This window comes from Brachybacterium epidermidis (assembly GCF_015209585.1).
GTDB lineage: Bacteria > Actinomycetota > Actinomycetes > Actinomycetales > Dermabacteraceae > Brachybacterium > Brachybacterium epidermidis.
Genome location: NZ_JADEYR010000002.1, coordinates 43,419 through 57,629, shown reverse-complemented (window position 1 = coordinate 57,629; position 14,211 = coordinate 43,419). Strand labels below are relative to the sequence as shown.

At 68.1% G+C, this 14,211-nt stretch carries 13 protein-coding genes; 3 read left to right on the top strand and 10 right to left on the bottom strand.

What is annotated here, in order from left to right:
• Positions 1–113: 113 nt before the first annotated feature.
• The 5 genes from IOE58_RS02960 to IOE58_RS02940 form a co-directional block, all read right to left on the bottom strand.
• On the bottom strand, positions 114–803 hold the full coding sequence (locus IOE58_RS02960; RefSeq protein ID WP_193864965.1) for a hypothetical protein: 690 nt from the start codon (positions 801–803) through the stop codon (positions 114–116).
• A 350-nt stretch (positions 804–1,153) separates the two neighbouring features.
• Positions 1,154–1,969, bottom strand: coding sequence for a DUF3427 domain-containing protein (locus IOE58_RS14740; RefSeq protein ID WP_193864964.1), 816 nt, complete (start codon positions 1,967–1,969; stop codon positions 1,154–1,156).
• 276 nt (positions 1,970–2,245) lie between these two features.
• Positions 2,246–3,658, bottom strand: coding sequence for an IS1380 family transposase (locus tag IOE58_RS02950; RefSeq protein WP_193864963.1), 1,413 nt, complete (start codon positions 3,656–3,658; stop codon positions 2,246–2,248).
• Between the two features lie 75 nt (positions 3,659–3,733).
• Positions 3,734–6,001: a DEAD/DEAH box helicase gene (locus tag IOE58_RS02945; protein WP_228018737.1), complete on the bottom strand. Its 2,268-nt coding sequence runs from the start codon at positions 5,999–6,001 to the stop codon at positions 3,734–3,736.
• Complete coding sequence (locus IOE58_RS02940; RefSeq protein ID WP_348981847.1) at positions 5,998–6,429, bottom strand: (deoxy)nucleoside triphosphate pyrophosphohydrolase; 432 nt, start codon at positions 6,427–6,429, stop codon at positions 5,998–6,000. The genes IOE58_RS02945 and IOE58_RS02940 overlap by 4 nt, the downstream gene beginning before the upstream one ends.
• Positions 6,430–6,556: 127 nt before the next feature.
• Between IOE58_RS02940 and IOE58_RS14600 the strand changes: the two genes are divergently transcribed.
• The gene (locus tag IOE58_RS14600; protein ID WP_284690630.1) at positions 6,557–6,679 is read left to right on the top strand and encodes a hypothetical protein; all 123 of its coding nucleotides are present in this window, start codon (positions 6,557–6,559) and stop codon (positions 6,677–6,679) included.
• A gap of 184 nt (positions 6,680–6,863) precedes the next feature.
• On the top strand, positions 6,864–7,700 hold the full coding sequence (locus tag IOE58_RS02935) for an aldo/keto reductase (protein WP_193864961.1): 837 nt from the start codon (positions 6,864–6,866) through the stop codon (positions 7,698–7,700).
• Between the two features lie 90 nt (positions 7,701–7,790).
• On the opposite strand, the gene IOE58_RS02930 is transcribed toward IOE58_RS02935, so the two are convergent.
• From IOE58_RS02930 to IOE58_RS02915, 5 genes are all read right to left on the bottom strand, one after another.
• Positions 7,791–8,489: a hypothetical protein gene (locus tag IOE58_RS02930; RefSeq protein ID WP_228018735.1), complete on the bottom strand. Its 699-nt coding sequence runs from the start codon at positions 8,487–8,489 to the stop codon at positions 7,791–7,793.
• A 311-nt stretch (positions 8,490–8,800) separates the two neighbouring features.
• A complete protein-coding gene (locus IOE58_RS02925) occupies positions 8,801–10,054 on the bottom strand; it encodes an ATP-binding protein (protein WP_193864959.1) in 1,254 nt (417 codons plus the stop codon).
• Positions 10,055–10,282: 228 nt separating this feature from the next.
• Positions 10,283–11,521, bottom strand: coding sequence for a family 4 glycosyl hydrolase (locus IOE58_RS02920; protein WP_431831689.1), 1,239 nt, complete (start codon positions 11,519–11,521; stop codon positions 10,283–10,285).
• On the bottom strand, positions 11,413–11,772 hold the full coding sequence (locus IOE58_RS14735) for a hypothetical protein (RefSeq protein WP_348981846.1): 360 nt from the start codon (positions 11,770–11,772) through the stop codon (positions 11,413–11,415). Before IOE58_RS14735 ends, IOE58_RS02920 begins: the two co-directional genes overlap by 109 nt.
• The gene (locus tag IOE58_RS02915) at positions 11,769–12,539 is read right to left on the bottom strand and encodes a DeoR/GlpR family DNA-binding transcription regulator (protein ID WP_193864958.1); all 771 of its coding nucleotides are present in this window, start codon (positions 12,537–12,539) and stop codon (positions 11,769–11,771) included. Before IOE58_RS02915 ends, IOE58_RS14735 begins: the two co-directional genes overlap by 4 nt.
• 449 nt (positions 12,540–12,988) lie before the next feature.
• Here IOE58_RS02915 and IOE58_RS02910 point away from each other — a divergent pair, with 449 nt between their 5' ends.
• Positions 12,989–14,113 (top strand): carbohydrate kinase family protein, encoded by a 1,125-nt coding sequence (locus IOE58_RS02910; protein WP_193864957.1) that lies wholly within the window; start codon positions 12,989–12,991, stop codon positions 14,111–14,113.
• Positions 14,114–14,211 lie beyond the last annotated feature (98 nt).

The following is a 14,211-nucleotide window of genomic DNA, read 5'->3' as shown; positions in this document are numbered from 1 at the left end:
TGTTAACGTTAGCAACGCATGCGTGCCCTGCTAACGTTAACGGGACGTGCGGTCCCGATAGTTGCTGCACGGCGGGTGCGGTCTCCAGACGCATCCGCGCGGGGCGCACCGGGTCAGAACGTCTCGTACGTATCCTTCGCGACCGTGAAGCCCGTCCCAGTGCGGGTGTTCCAGCAGGTCATCCCGGAGGATTCGCTGGTGCAGGCCACGTTGCCGTTCTTCGCGGACTCCCCATAGGCCAGCTCCGCGGCATCACCGCTGGCGACGCTCTGCCCGCAGTCCAGCTGCGGTTCGCCCTCGGCGCCCACGCGCACGGCGAAGGGGGCGTCCTCGGTGCACTCGCCGCCGGTGTTGTTCTCCAGGAAGTGCTCCTCGAGGCTGCAGGAGACGTCATCACCGCTGAGTGTGCAGTGGATGTTCCCACTGGGGGAGACCAGGGCACTGAGCTCCTGCGCACCCTCGGGCGCGGGGGAGACCTCCTCAGCCGGTTCCTCCTCGGAGGGCTGCTCTGCCTCGGCAGGGGCCTCGGACTGCTCGGCGGTGGGGGTCTCCGGGTGCTTGTAGGAGCCCTCGTCCGGGGTGATCCACTGGTACCCGAGGAAGAGCCCCGCGGCCAGCAGCAGCGCCAGCAGCAGGCAGCCTCCGCAGGCCAGCAGGTTCCGGGTGCGGTTCGGGGAGTCCTCGTCGGGCGGTGCGGCCGAGCCTGCGAACAGGTCATCCGGTGGGGGAGCGGCGCGACCGGCACCAGGTGCGGGCGCGGCGGGGGGCCGGGGGTGATGCGCGCCCGATGGAGGCTGGCTCACTGCAGCCGACGGGCCGGTAGACGGCTGAGGGCCAGCGGTGGGAACTGGCTGGAACTGTGCGCCAGCGGCGGGCGGCTGGATCTCCGGGGACTGCGGGGCGGGCCCCTGCGGCACCACGTGGGGGCTGTTCACACGCACCCCGGGCGTAGCGGGGCGTGCCTGGTTCTGCGGGGGCCGGTTGTCTCCGGCTCCCGCCTGCGAGGAAGGCTCGGACACGAGCTACTCCTGTGCGTCGGAGATTCGGGGCGGCGGCCCGTGAGGGCCGTGCCGTCCTGCCCGCGGGCAGCGTGAGGGATGGTAGCGGGGTCTCCCACGCATGTGGAGGGATCGGGGCGATGCAGTGGGGTGGGTTACGCGGCGGCCTTAGCTGCGAGGAACAGCTCCACAGGCATCTCGCGGTCCAGTTTCCATACGATCTGCATCGGTCGAGAGCCCGTGCTGTGGTCGAAGCGGACCGTCCCCAGGCAGGTGTACGGTTCTGTCCCAATGTCGCCCGTCTTTGCTCGCCGTACAAAAAGGACGACGCTGGTCCCGAGTGCCTCGTGCTCGATGTAGCGCCGGCCAGTGGGGCTAGCGGAACTCGTCGTGCTCTGGGACTCCCAATGGAACGCGTCTTGGTTGATCGCGAAGTCCCGGTACATGGTGGTGGGAGAGTAGTCCGCCTCTGACTTCTTCAGCGTCACCATGAGGGCATCGGTTCTCATCGAGGGCAGCCATTTCACACCTTCACGGATGGAACCCGGCGATCCCTTGTCCAGGGTTCCCAGCCCGAGGCCGGCAAGGAGCTCCTCGCGCGAGTACCGGGAGTGCGAGCGCAATGGCGTCATTCCAAGGCTGCCCGGTAGGGGCTGCGGATTCACTCGGGATTCGATATGAAGGAACTCGAGAAGCCGGAGGATCTCCTCTACGACTCGCGGTCGCGAACGGATCATCTCAATGCCCTGCTCCAGGCCCGGCCCTTCGCTGGGCCAGAACGAGTAGTACAGCATCGATGCATAGAGCCGGTTCACCCCGTTGTCGACGGGTTCTTTCGTTTTGAGGAGCTCCCGGTAAGCCTGGATCCGGTCCGGATCATCCACATGGGTAAGCGCCCCCACGCGCCGGAGCAGCACATCATCGGTATCGCTGCTGACGACCGTTCGCGACGACGGGAAGGCCCAATCCACCAGAGTGGACCAACTTGAAGGCCTCTTTTGTCCTTGGAAGCTGCGGGTGGGAGGAGTGTAGACGTCGGCGAGAGAGCGCTCGGCTTCTCGCAGGTAGTTGCTAACCTCGATCTTTCATCGGGCTGGTGAGCGGTCGCGGTCGGCGTCGTTGCCGGTGTTCAGCTGCTGATTCTGGCATTCGGGTATGACAGATCGTCGCAGTGTCCGTTGCGGGCGGTCGGGTTCCACTCCCGAGAAGAGATGCTGCTGGTCGTAGGGACGGGCGGCCTTGCCGGATCAGGTCTGCGCGACGGCAATGCGGAGCCGGTTGACGCCGGTTAGGACGGTGCGGGCTTCGGGAGCGTGCTGGGCGAGGTGGAGGAGGTTGTGCCGGCTGCGGCGCACGAGGGTCGCGGGGATCTCGAACAGCCGTGCGCGGAGCCGTTTGGGCTCCCACTTCCGCGCATCATGGCCGGTCAGCGCGATGGTCTGCATCCAGGCGACGAGCTCGCTAGCGAGCTGGATGATCTGGCACCAGACCTGGTTCTGCGCGAAGCCCTGCAGCGGGAACTTCATCAAGCCCATGTCCTTGGCGTTGCGGATCCGGTCTTCGCATCGTGCGCGGCGGCGGTGTCGCAGCTCGAGCACGGGAAGTTGGCCGCGCGGGGTGTTGGTCGCGAACGCGGTGATGCGCATCCCCTCGTGATCGGTGATCCGCAGCTGCGCCCCAGGATGAGGACGTTCCTTCCGCACGATCACCCGCATCCCGGGCGGCCAACCCTGAAGATCCAGCAGCCCGGTCAGTTCCGCGACCCATGCTCCGTCGCGGATCCCGTCGGTGTCGGTGTCGTAGGCAGGAGTCCACGTCTTCGCCTCATCGATACGTTCCAGCAGGTCGGGAGTGTTCGCGGGGAGGGTGAACCCGACTGAGTAGGCCAGACGCTGCCCGGTCAGCCACTTGACGAAGTCCTTGGTGCCACCGGCTCCGTCGGTGCGGATCAGGACCTTCTTCGACCCCCTTCCGCCGGAGGAGAGCAGACCAGCCGGGAGCTGCGCAAGGGCCTGCCTGGTGATGGTGATGTGATCGGCGGCGGTGTTGGAACCGGCGTTGCCGGGGCGCAGGTGGATCGCCAGCGGTTCCCCGGTTCCTTCGCTGCCGTGGTCCAGGAAAGCGCACAGGGGGTGGTAACCGAAGCCGCGTTTGAACGTCGGTGCAGCCTGCTCCTTCTCGCTGTGGACGTTGATCAGGGTGGCGTCGAGGTCGATGACCAGCGGATTCTGCGCACTGACCCTGCGGACCGGGGAGTGGTCGCCGGCCAGTGCCCAGGCCCGTTCCCGCGCGATGCGGCGGGCCTGGGAGATCGCCTCGACCACGGCGGGTGCGTCCTCGGCCAGCGTGGTCAGGTTCCTGGAGATCGTTGGGGCCGAGGCGACGTCTCCGAACAGTCCCGGTTCGCATCGCAGCAGATCAGTATCCGAAGCGTGCTCGCCGCCGATCGCGAGAGTCATCGCGAGGTCCAGCAGGACCTTCGAGGCGTGATGCTCGGCCAGTGGCTTCGTCCACGGATCCAGAGCTTCACGCAGCGAAGGGGCGAGGCCGGTGGCGTGGATCGTGCCGGTCAGCAGCACCGCGCCCGCATGCGCGGCCGCCGGGACCTCAGCGATGTCCACGCGCGGACGGGGGTAGAAGAACAAGGTAGGGTGGGACACCTGAAAGGTGCTCCTTCCGGCCAGGGATTACGAGACTCAACACCCCGCATCATCCCAGGCCAGGAGCACCTTTCTTTATGCCGTCCGTCGGGCGAGACCACACCCCCGTGAAATCTCGAGGCTAAGCGTGTAGTCGCTGGCCGGGACCTCGTCCGGCTTGTGCTGGCGGACGTCGACCACCAGATCCTTGGTGCTGAGCTTCAGCTGCTTGCGGACGTTCTCGAGGACGATCTCCTCGGCCACGCGATCGAAGACGATCTGGGACCCCGGGGGGAGGAAGGGGAACCCGGCTTCGATGCTGTGCTCGAGCTTGTTCCTGGAGAGGCCGGTGAGTGCGCGGTACTTCAAGTCGAAGCGGAAGGCTTGGTTCTGGTGGCCGACGAAGTCGAGGACCGTCAGGACGGCCTTGTCGTCTGCGCGACGCAGCCCTCGCCCCAGCTGTTGAAGGAAGATCGTGGCGGACTGCGTTGGGCGCAGCATGAGGACCGTATCGATCATGGGGATGTCGAGACCCTCATTGAACAGATCAACGGCAAAGATGCAGGCCAGCTGGCCATCGCGCAGCCGCTCAAGACCGTGCCTGCGCTCCAGGGGCTGGGACTCGCCGGACAGAGCGAGGGCGGGGAGGCCAGCGTCATTGAACACCTGAGCCATGAAGCGAGCGTGGTCGACACTGACGCAGAACCCGAGTGCTCGCATACGGGTGGGGTCAGTGACCTTGTCCTGGACAGCAGCGAGAACCTTTGCAGCCCTCGCGGTATTGCCGGTGTAGAGCTTGCTCAATTCGTCGACGTCGTACCTACCGCGGGTGAAGCGGATGCTGCCAAGGTCAACCCCGTCGGCGATACCGAAGTAGTGGAAAGGTACGAGCAGGTCGGCACTGAGTGCGTCCCACAGGCGCAGCTCGCTGGCGACCCGTCCGTTGAAGAACTCCTGCGCTACATCGACCCCATCGGCGCGCTCGGGTGTGGCCGTGAGGCCCAGCAGCTCGCGAGGTGCGAAGTGCTCGAGCACTCGCCGGTAGGTCGCAGCTTCGGCGTGGTGGAACTCATCCATCACGACAATCTCGAAGCGCTCACGTGCCCAACGGTGGAGCCCATCAGGTCGAGCTATCGATTGGATCGATGCGAAAACATGCTGGCCTCGTACCGGTTTGGAGTTTCCGACGAAGAGCTCGCCGAAGCTCCCATCCTTCAGTACATCTCGGTACGTTCGAAGCGCTTGCTCCAGGATCTCTTTGCGATGCGCAACGAACAGCAGCGTCGGTCGCAGGCCAGGGGAACGGCATTGCCGCTTGTAGTCCAGAGCGGCAACCACCGTCTTGCCCGTTCCCGTCGCCGCAACGAGGAGGTTCTGGTGCCGCCCGTGCACCTCGCGCTCTGAGGTGAGATCACTGAGCATCGCCTGCTGATGTGGGTAGGGGCGAACATCGAGGTGGCTGACATCAAGGGATGCACTGGTGCTTCGACCGCTGTTCTGGGCGAGCAGAGTGTCGAGGTACGCGGCATCTCTTTCCGGGTCGTACGTGGCGAAGGCAGCGTCGTCCCAGTAGGTGTCGAAGGTGGACTCGAACTTGTCCAGGAGACTGGGAGTGGCCTGGCGAGAAAGCCGAACGTTCCATTCGAGTCCATCGACAAGAGCGGCGCGGCTCATGTTGGAGCTGCCGACGTACGCCGTGGTGTACCCGCTGGCGCGGTGGAACATCCACGCTTTGGCGTGCAAATGCGTGGACTTGGCGTCGTAGTTGACGCGAACCTCGGCATTCAGGGCCTGGACGAAGTAGTCGAGCGCCTTGCGATCGGTTGCTCCGATATAGGTAGTAGTCAACACCCTAATTTTGACCCCACGTTCGGCGGCGGCGCGGAGCGCATCCTCCAGTACTCGAATACCGCTCCACTGCACGAAGGCGCACAGAAGGTCGATGCGATCGGCACTCGCCATCTCGAGACGGAGCTCGGAACCCAGCTGGGGGTCCATACGCGAGTTGGTGAAGAGAGCAACGTCGCTCAATGGTGTGGATGGTCGAGGCAGGGCGGGTGCCGGCGGCTGACTCACGGAAGTCAGCATGCGCGGGCCAGGGACGACGGTCGCCGCGGGTTCCGATGGGGGGAGCGCTTGCAGAACACGGTTCGCAAGTTCCACCTGCTCTTCACGGGGCAGCGTGGCGAGAACCTGGCTGAGGGCGGTGGAGATGTGCTGTGTAAGAACGTGAGCCACGTCCGCGCTATCGACCTCAGCTGTCACCGGCACGAGTCCGCTGGAATCTGCGTCCCGCAGCAGATCGCTCATTCCCGCTGTGACGAGTAGTTCGTACAATCCCGGGTCGAGAGGGGCTGTGCTCATGAGGGTCGCTCCTCTGTGCGCTCGTTCCGGCTTAGTAGCTGGGGTAGGCGCGCAATGATGGGGATATCGCCAGGTGCCCAATCGAGTGTGTCGAGCCGATCCAGCGGGACCCAGGTCATCGCATCATGATCGGTACTCGAGCGGGGATCAGGACCGCAGAGCTCGACGTAGTAGCAGGCGAGCTCGATGGTCGTGGAGGCAACGTCGCCGATGCTGGTGTCGACGAGAGAACCCACAGTGACCTCGACGCCGAGTTCTTCGCGGAGCTCTCGTCTTAGCGCCTCTTCGGGGGACTCCCCACCTTCGACCTTTCCCCCGGGGAACTCCCACAGACCCCCGGCGCTACGGTCAGGGTTGCGACGAGCAGCAAAAACTGTGTCACCGCGCTGGATGATGGCGCCCACGACGTGGATGTGTTGCTCGCTCACGGGGTGCGCTCCTCTACAGATCCCGAACACATCTGATACTACGGACCAGCTCTCGCTAGCGGGCTCGTATTGCCGGCTACCGAAATTTTCCGCTCGAATGTTGGTTCTTCGTGCAATGCTCGCGGCCATGAAGCCATCGAAGCTGCTCACCACGTCGAATCTCGAGGTCGAGAGCCGTGCCATCGCCTACGAGAAGGTTGCCGGCCGCGAGGCCACCAACACCTGTGACGACGGCCCGGCACATTCCTGAGGCGTTCACGACTCCTGCCGAAATCCCCGGTACTGAGTTCATACGGCGCGCACTCGAGACCGGCGATCGGGCATGACCAGCGACGCCGGCCCGGCCTGCACCGACCACCTGGACGGCCCCTGCAAGCCCGCCCGCGCCGCGCTCTACGCTGGACCACACCCGATCCACCCACAGGAGGCATCGCATGACCGCGAACGTTCCCACCGTGTCCTTCAACGATGGCAGGTCCGTCCCCCAGCTCGGCTACGGCGTGTGGCAGGTCGAGGACGACGTCGCCGCCGACGTCGTCGTGCAGGCCATCAAGGCTGGCTACCGGCACATCGACACCGCTGCCGGCTACGAGAACGAGGGCGGCGTGGGCCGCGCCGTGAAGGAGTCCGGCATCGCCCGCCAGGACCTGTTCATCACCACCAAGCTCGCCAACGGCGACCAGGGCTTCGACTCCGCGAAGAAGGCCCTGGAGACCTCGCTGGAGAAGCTCGACATGGACTACGTGGACCTGTACCTGATCCACTGGGCCAGCCCTCAGCGCGGGAAGTACCTGGAGTCCTGGAAGGCCCTCATCGAGCTGCAGAAGGAGGGCAAGGCCAAGTCGATCGGCGTCTCCAACTTCCCGATCGAGCAGCTGGAGGAGATCATCTCCGAGACCGGCGTGGTGCCGGTGATGCACCAGATCGAGCTGCACCCCGAGTTCCAGCAGGGCGAGCTGCGCGCCTACCACGCCAAGCACGACATCGTCACCGAGGCGTGGAGCCCGCTGGGCCAGGGCGGCGACATCCTGAAGAACGAGGTCATCACCGAGATCGCCGAGGCCCATGATGCCGACCCCGGCCAGGTGATCATCGCCTGGCACCTGGCCATCGGCAACGTGGTGATCCCCAAGTCCGTGACCCCGGAGCGGATCGTCTCCAACTTCGCCTCGGTCGAGCTCGACCTCACCAGCGAGGAGATCGAGAAGATCAACGGCCTGGACAACCCCGATGGCCGCATCGGCGCGGACCCCGCGAACCCCGGGTTCTGATCACGATCCCGCACTGACCGGTCCATCCGACTGGTCCGGTGCACGCAGCGGCGTCGGCGCCAGAGCGTCGGCGCCGCTGCTGCGTGGGGGTCAGAAAGGGCGCTGCTCTCCGAGCCGCGTGCGCAGGAACTCCCGCTGCACATCCAGAGAGCGGGCAGCACCGCCGAGGACCTCGTTCTCGATGCGGTCCACTCCGTCGTTGAGAGCGGCCAGCTGCTCGTCGATCGCCTGCAGGTTCTGCAGCGCCTGCTGCTGGGAGCCCGGGGTGAACGAGGACAGAAAGCCCACGTTGTCCTCCACTGCGCCCAGCAGCTCCGGCACGTACCGGGTGCTCATGCCCTCCAGCAGCATCACGTCCTCGTCGTAGGGGCGGCGGGACTGCACCACCTCGGTGCGCATCAGCGCGTCGATCCGCACCAGCAGCGCGTCGGCACGAGCCAGCACAGGGCGTGCCGCATGGGGCGTGGAGCGGCGGTTCAGCTCCGCGATCCGACGACGCTGCTTCACTGCGTTGCTGACAGCGCCCTCGAGCAGGGCGCGGGTGCCCTCCGGCACCGCTGCACTCACCGCGCGCAAGGGCTGCTGAGCCGGTCGACGGTTGCGCAGCAGGTAGGCGCTGCCCCCGGCCACGGCGGCTCCGACGGCAACTGCGCCCAGAGCGGGCCCGATCAGGCCGGTGCCACCGACGAGGCTGCCGAAGCCGAACAGGAGGAACGTGCCGAGGGAGACGATGCCGCCGAAGAAGATCGGGACGTCCCGGGTGAGCCACTTGCCGCGACGTCGAGGCATCGCGGCCCCGCGACCGGTGGGCGGGAACACTTTCCTCCAGGGGCCGGGCGCGTGGGCAGGGGGGATCCGACGGCCCTGCCTGATCTGATGGCTGAGCCGCGACGAGACCGGTGGCCTGCGCTGCATGGGCGGACGTTCCCCTTCCTGGCCGAGGCCCGACGGATAGCGGGTGGCGTGCTCGGCCATGTCCAGGCTACGACCACAATCCGAAACCGTCCTGGGGGTTAACCCCCGTTCTCCTGGCAGTGGAGCGTGGGGTGAGGGTCATGCACCGTCAGTCGGCGTACGTGGGCCCCCGGGAGGTTCGATGCCTATGGGTGCTCCCACAGCGCGGAGATCGGCAGGCCCCACACCTGCTCCGTGAGCTGGCGTGTCTCCTCGGTGAGGCCGAGGACGGCGCCGCCGAGGAAGCGATCGCCCAGCCTCTGCGCCAATGCCCGGATCCCGCGGGAGTGCTCGGCGCGGAACGTCGAGGAGGCCTTCACCTCGATCAGGAACACGCGGCCATCGGCGAACTCGATCACCACGTCCACCTCCAGGCCATCGCGATCACGGAAATGGAACAGCTCGAACTCCTCGGCCGACCAGCCCCTCTGAGCCATCAGCTGGGCGACCACGAAGGCCTCGAGCTGTGCACCCAGCAGTGGAGCGGACGTGAGCTGCGACAGCTGCGCGGCTCGCAGCTTCGACAGTCGCGTGGCCAGACCGGAGTCGGCCACCGCCACCTTGTGCCTGCCTACTTCCCTCTTGGTGAGGTTCGCCCGCCAGGGCGGCAGGTCGTGCGTGAGGTACATCGTCGACAGGGCGTTCAGGTATCCCGAGACCGATGACCGTGGGATCGACAACTCGTCGGACAGCCGCGCCTGCACCAGCTCCCCGCCCTGGTTCGCAGCCACCATGCGCAGCACAGCAGCCAGCCGATCGCTCGACAGGCCCCGGGAGACATCCGCGACGTCACGGGTGATCACCCGGTCCAGATAGCTGTCGAACCAGGTGCCGTGGAGCCTGACCGGGAGGCGCTGGATCTCCGGGTAACCGCCGCGAAGGATCGCCTGGACGTACTGCTCCCTCGACCATCCGTGCCCAGCCCCGGTGAGGGCCCCGTTCGTGGTGCGGACCCAGTGGGCGAAGTCCTCCTTCCGGCCGGCGAGCTCCCCCTGGCTGAGGCCGAACAGATCAAGAGTCACAGCGCGACCGGCCAAGGAGTCAGGCGACCGCGACAGGCGCAGCAGGTCGGAGGATCCGGTGATCAGGAACCGGCCGGGACGGCGGTCCGCATCGATCGCCGACTTGATCGCCAGCAGCACCGACGGTTCGCGCTGCACCTCGTCGATCACCAGGGGACCCTCGCCGGCCTGCCGCACGAAGGCGCGCGGATCCAGCCGGGCCGATTCCCGCACGTCGTCGTCGTCGAAGCTCACTGCCACATGTGGGCGGGATCCGGCGACCATCGACGCCAACGTGCTCTTCCCTGCCTGGCGGGCACCCTGGATCACGACGGCAGGGAAGTGCGCGAGGAGATCCTCCGCCTGAGGAAGAAGGTTCCGCGTGATCAGCGATGTCATGGATCCAGATTAGCCGCGACCGGCGTTTCGCGACAGGTCTTGCCGGACACTCGCGAGAGTCAGGCCGGACGTTCGCGGTGTCTCTGCCCGGACGTTCGCGGTGTCTCTGCCCGGACGTTCGCGACGCTTAGACCGGACGTTCGCGGGATCTCTCGCCGGATGTTCGCGACGCCTGAACCGGCGTTTCGCGACCCAGCCCCAGCCCCCCTCAGGCCCGGCCAGCCCCGCTCAACCCCGCGCGAACAGCTCCGCGATCTGCGGGTGCCCCGCCTCGTACCCCTCCAGCAGCAGCCGCCCCAGCTCCGGGGAGCTCACCAGCGGATGGGTGGCGAAGCCTCGCCAGGCGGCATCGCGGGACCCAGTCACGGCGGCCTCCATGATCAGCCGCTCCGAGGACCGCAGCGCGGCCATCATGCCCAGTCGGCCCAGCTCCACGGGCGCCACCGGCAGCGGGTGCACCCCGTCGCCGTCCACCACGCACAGCACCTCCAGCACCGCATCGGCCGGCAGCTCCGGAACGATCCGCTCCGTGGCCGGGGCATGCTCTCGACCTGCGCCGATGTTGCCGACGTCCAGGATCATCCGTTCGGGGCGCCCGGTGGCGATCGCGGTCATCAGGCGCAGCGCCACCTCCTGGTAGCCACCGCCGGCCACGTCCTCCTCGCGGCGCTCCTCGTCACGGGACTCGGCCATGTACGTCGCCTCGCGCTGGTGCAGGGTCTCACGCCACAGGTCCAGGGGAGAGGAGCAGCATGCCTCCCCGCGGGCCCCGAGCGTGGCCTCCTCACCCGCCGCATAGAAGTCGCCCTGCTGCTTGGCCAGGAACTCCCCGCGGGTGGTCGCGGCCGCGGTGATCCGCTCGATGGCGGACGTGGTGTGCAGGTAGTAGTACAGGTACTCGTTGGGCAGGGCGCCGTCGGCCCGCACCCAGTCCTTGCCGATCAGTCGGGCCTCCTCGATCTCCTCGAGGGCGTCGTCGTCAGCCAGCAGGCCCGGCAGGCGGTCCTCGCCGTCGATCCGCACGGATCGCAGCCAGCCCAGGTGGTTCAGGCCCACGTAGTCCACCTCGGCCACGGGGGCGCCGGTGGCCGGGTCGTCGGCCACCACGTCCACGCCCAGCAGGCGGCCCACGCGGCGCACCAGTCCGATGGGGGTGTCGCAGATGCCCACCACGCGGTCGCCCAGCACGGTGCGCATCGCCTCGGTGACGATCCCGGCGGGGTTGGTGAAGTTGATGACCCACGCCCCCGGTGCGGCCTCGGCCACGGTGCGGGCGATCTCCAGGGCCACCGGGATGGTGCGCAGGGCGTACGCCAGGCCGCCGGGGCCGATGGTCTCCTGGCCCAGCAGCCCCAGGTTCAGCGCCACCCGCTCATCGACCGTGCGGGCCTCCGCGCCGCCCACCCGTACGGCGCTGAACACGAAGTCGGCGCCGGCCACGGCCTCGCGCAGGTCCGTGGTGACCACCAGGCGCGGCAGGGAGGCGGGGCGGCCGTCGGCCCCCGCGTCCGCCCGGCCGTCGGCCCCGCTCCCACCCGCCCGGCGGCCTGCAGCTCGGCGCCCATGGACTCGATCACGGCGGTGATGGTGCGCAGGCGGGACTCGTCGATGTCGTGCAGGGCCACCTCGTTCACGGTGAGCCCGGTGGCGCCGGTGGCCACGGCCTCGTAGACCAGGGGCACGCGGAATCCGCCCCCGCCCAGGATGGTGAGCTTCATGGCAGCAGGACCTCCAGATCCTCGTCGTCGTCCAAAGCCAGCTGATCGGCGGTGAGGGCCCGGTCGGTGACCAGGCCGGTGAAGCGGGACAGAGGGGCCACCTCGAGGAATCCCGAGCCGGGGAACTTGTCATGGTCGGCCAGCAGGTAGGCGCGGGCGCTCACGTCCAGCAGCCCGCGCTTGACGGAGACCTCGCTGGGGGTGGAGTCCAGCACGGTGCCGTCGGCCCGCACCCCAGAGGTGCCCAGGAAGGCGGAATCGACCCTCACCTGCCTCAGGGCCGATTCGGTGAGCGTGCCCACCAGGGACTGGTAGTTGGGGCGCAGCAGCCCACCGAGCACCAGGATGTCGATCCCAGGAGCGTCGGCCAGGGCCCTCACCACCGCGAGGGAGGCGGTGACCACAGTCAGCGAGCGGGTCATCAGCAGCGGGCACATGGCCGCCACGGTGGTGCCGATGTCCAGGGCGATCACGTCACCGTCCGCGATCAGCGCCGCGGCACGCTCGGCGATGAGGCGCTTGGACTCCGGTGCGCTGGCGGCCACGTGCTCGAAGGGGCGGGCGTCGGGCTCCGGCCGCACGCTGCCGCGCACCGTGCAGGCGCCCCCGCGCACTCGCCGCAGCAGGCCGCCGGCGGCCAGCTGCTCGAGGTCGCGGCGGATCGTGGCCTCGGAGACGGAGAGCATGCCGCTGAGCTCGCCCACCGAGACGGTGCCCCGGCGGCGCACGGCGGCGACGATGCCCGCATGACGCTCCTCGACCAGCATGCTCGAACCGTAGCACCGATCACGCAGCTCCGAGCAGGTTCGCGCAAAGGCGATCGAAAAGGTGCAGCTGCGTGCAGACTATGCGAGCATGGTCGCCCACGCCGCAGCACGGTCGCTGTCCATGACCTCCAGGAGGCACCCATGCGCCGCCGCACCTTCTCGGGTCCACTGCTGCCCTGGGCTCGATCGGCCTCGTTGCCGGCTGTGCCCCCGGATCCGATACGGGAGGGGGCAGCGGAGGCACCGACGGAGGCGGCTACGGTCCCGCGCTGCCGATGGTGATCCTGTTCCTGTTCCTCCAGCGGTACTTCATCCGCAGCATGCTCGAAGGAGCCACCACGTCATGACCACGCCCGAACCCGGCCGTCCCCACCTCGCCGCCCCCGCGCTCGACAAGCCGGGCCCGACTGGGGCTGACCCCGCCGGCAGCGAGCAGGGCCCCGCCGGCATTGAGCCCGAGCGCACCGACCCCACCCCGTCGGCCCCGCGGGCTGGGACCCCTGGCCGAGCAGCGCAGCCCCGAGGACCCGCCGCTGGACGTGCTGCTCTCAGGCACCGTGTTCTTCGACATCGTGTTCACCGGCCTGGACCGCCTGCCCGAGCCGGGCGAGGAGCTGTGGAGCAAGGGCATGGGCTCCAGCCCTGGCGGCATCGCCAACCTCGCCACCGCCGCCGCCCGCCTGGGCCTGCGCACCGGCCTGGTGGCCGGGTTCGGTGACGACGCCTACGCCGACTGGATGTGGCAGACCATGGCCGAGGAGGAGGGCATCGACCTCAGCGCCTCCCGCCGTTTCCCCGACTTCCACTCCCCGCTGACCGTCTCCATCGCCGCCCACGGCGACCGTGCCATGGTCACCCACGGCCACGACCTGCCCGAACCGCTCTCATCGCTGATCGCCAAGGCCCCCAAGGCCCGCGCCGCCGTGGTGGACCTGGCCGGGGAGACCAGCTGGTGGGCGGCCCTGGCCCAGGGCGGCTCCAAGGTGTTCGCCGACATCGGCTTCGACGAGACCGGCCGCTGGGACCGCAGCGACCTGGCACCCCTGGTGCACTGCCACGCCTTCACCCCCAATGCCGTGGAGGCCATGGCCTACACCCGCACCGACAGTCCCGACCGGGCCGTGCGGGCGCTCGCCGAACTCGTGCCGCTGGCTGTGGTCACCGACGGCGAGGCCGGCTCCTACGCGATCGACGGCTCCACCGGCGAGGAGGCCTACTGCCCGGCCGTGCCCGTCACCGCCATGGATACCACCGGCGCGGGCGACGTGTTCGCCGCCGCCCTGGTGCTGGGCACCCTCGCGCAGTGGCCCCTGGTAGAGAGGCTGAAGTTCGCCTCCCTGTGCTCGGCCCTGGCCGTGCAGCAGTTCGGCGGGTCCCTGGCCGCCCCCGGCTGGGGCGACATCACCGACTGGTGGCGCTCTCTCAGCTCCGCAGCAGATTCCGGGGACCTGCGCGCAGCCTTCACCCGCGACGGCTACCGCTTCCTGGACGGCGTGGTGCCCACCCACCAGGTGCTGGGCCGCCGCCGCGCCCAGGGCACCTTCGCCCTCGGCTCCGACGCCGGGCAGCACTGACCGAGCCCCCATGGCCTGAACGAATGGTTTCCTGCCCTCCGTGTCACCGCAGGCCACCAGGGGAACGTGAGGGCTGCTGCGGCTAGGCGCAGGTCCCA

Coding starts and splice junctions, on each gene's coding strand:
- IOE58_RS02925 (WP_193864959.1), bottom strand. CDS start 10,054: ATGACATCGCTGATCACGCGGAACCTTCTTCCTCAGGCGGAGGATCTC.
- IOE58_RS14735 (WP_348981846.1), bottom strand. CDS start 11,772: ATGAAGCTCACCATCCTGGGCGGGGGCGGATTCCGCGTGCCCCTGGTC.
- IOE58_RS02945 (WP_228018737.1), bottom strand. CDS start 6,001: ATGAGCACAGCCCCTCTCGACCCGGGATTGTACGAACTACTCGTCACA.
- IOE58_RS02935 (WP_193864961.1), top strand. CDS start 6,864: ATGACCGCGAACGTTCCCACCGTGTCCTTCAACGATGGCAGGTCCGTC.
- IOE58_RS14600 (WP_284690630.1), top strand. CDS start 6,557: ATGAAGCCATCGAAGCTGCTCACCACGTCGAATCTCGAGGTCGAGAGC.
- IOE58_RS02930 (WP_228018735.1), bottom strand. CDS start 8,489: ATGCCTCGACGTCGCGGCAAGTGGCTCACCCGGGACGTCCCGATCTTC.
- IOE58_RS02915 (WP_193864958.1), bottom strand. CDS start 12,539: ATGCTGGTCGAGGAGCGTCATGCGGGCATCGTCGCCGCCGTGCGCCGC.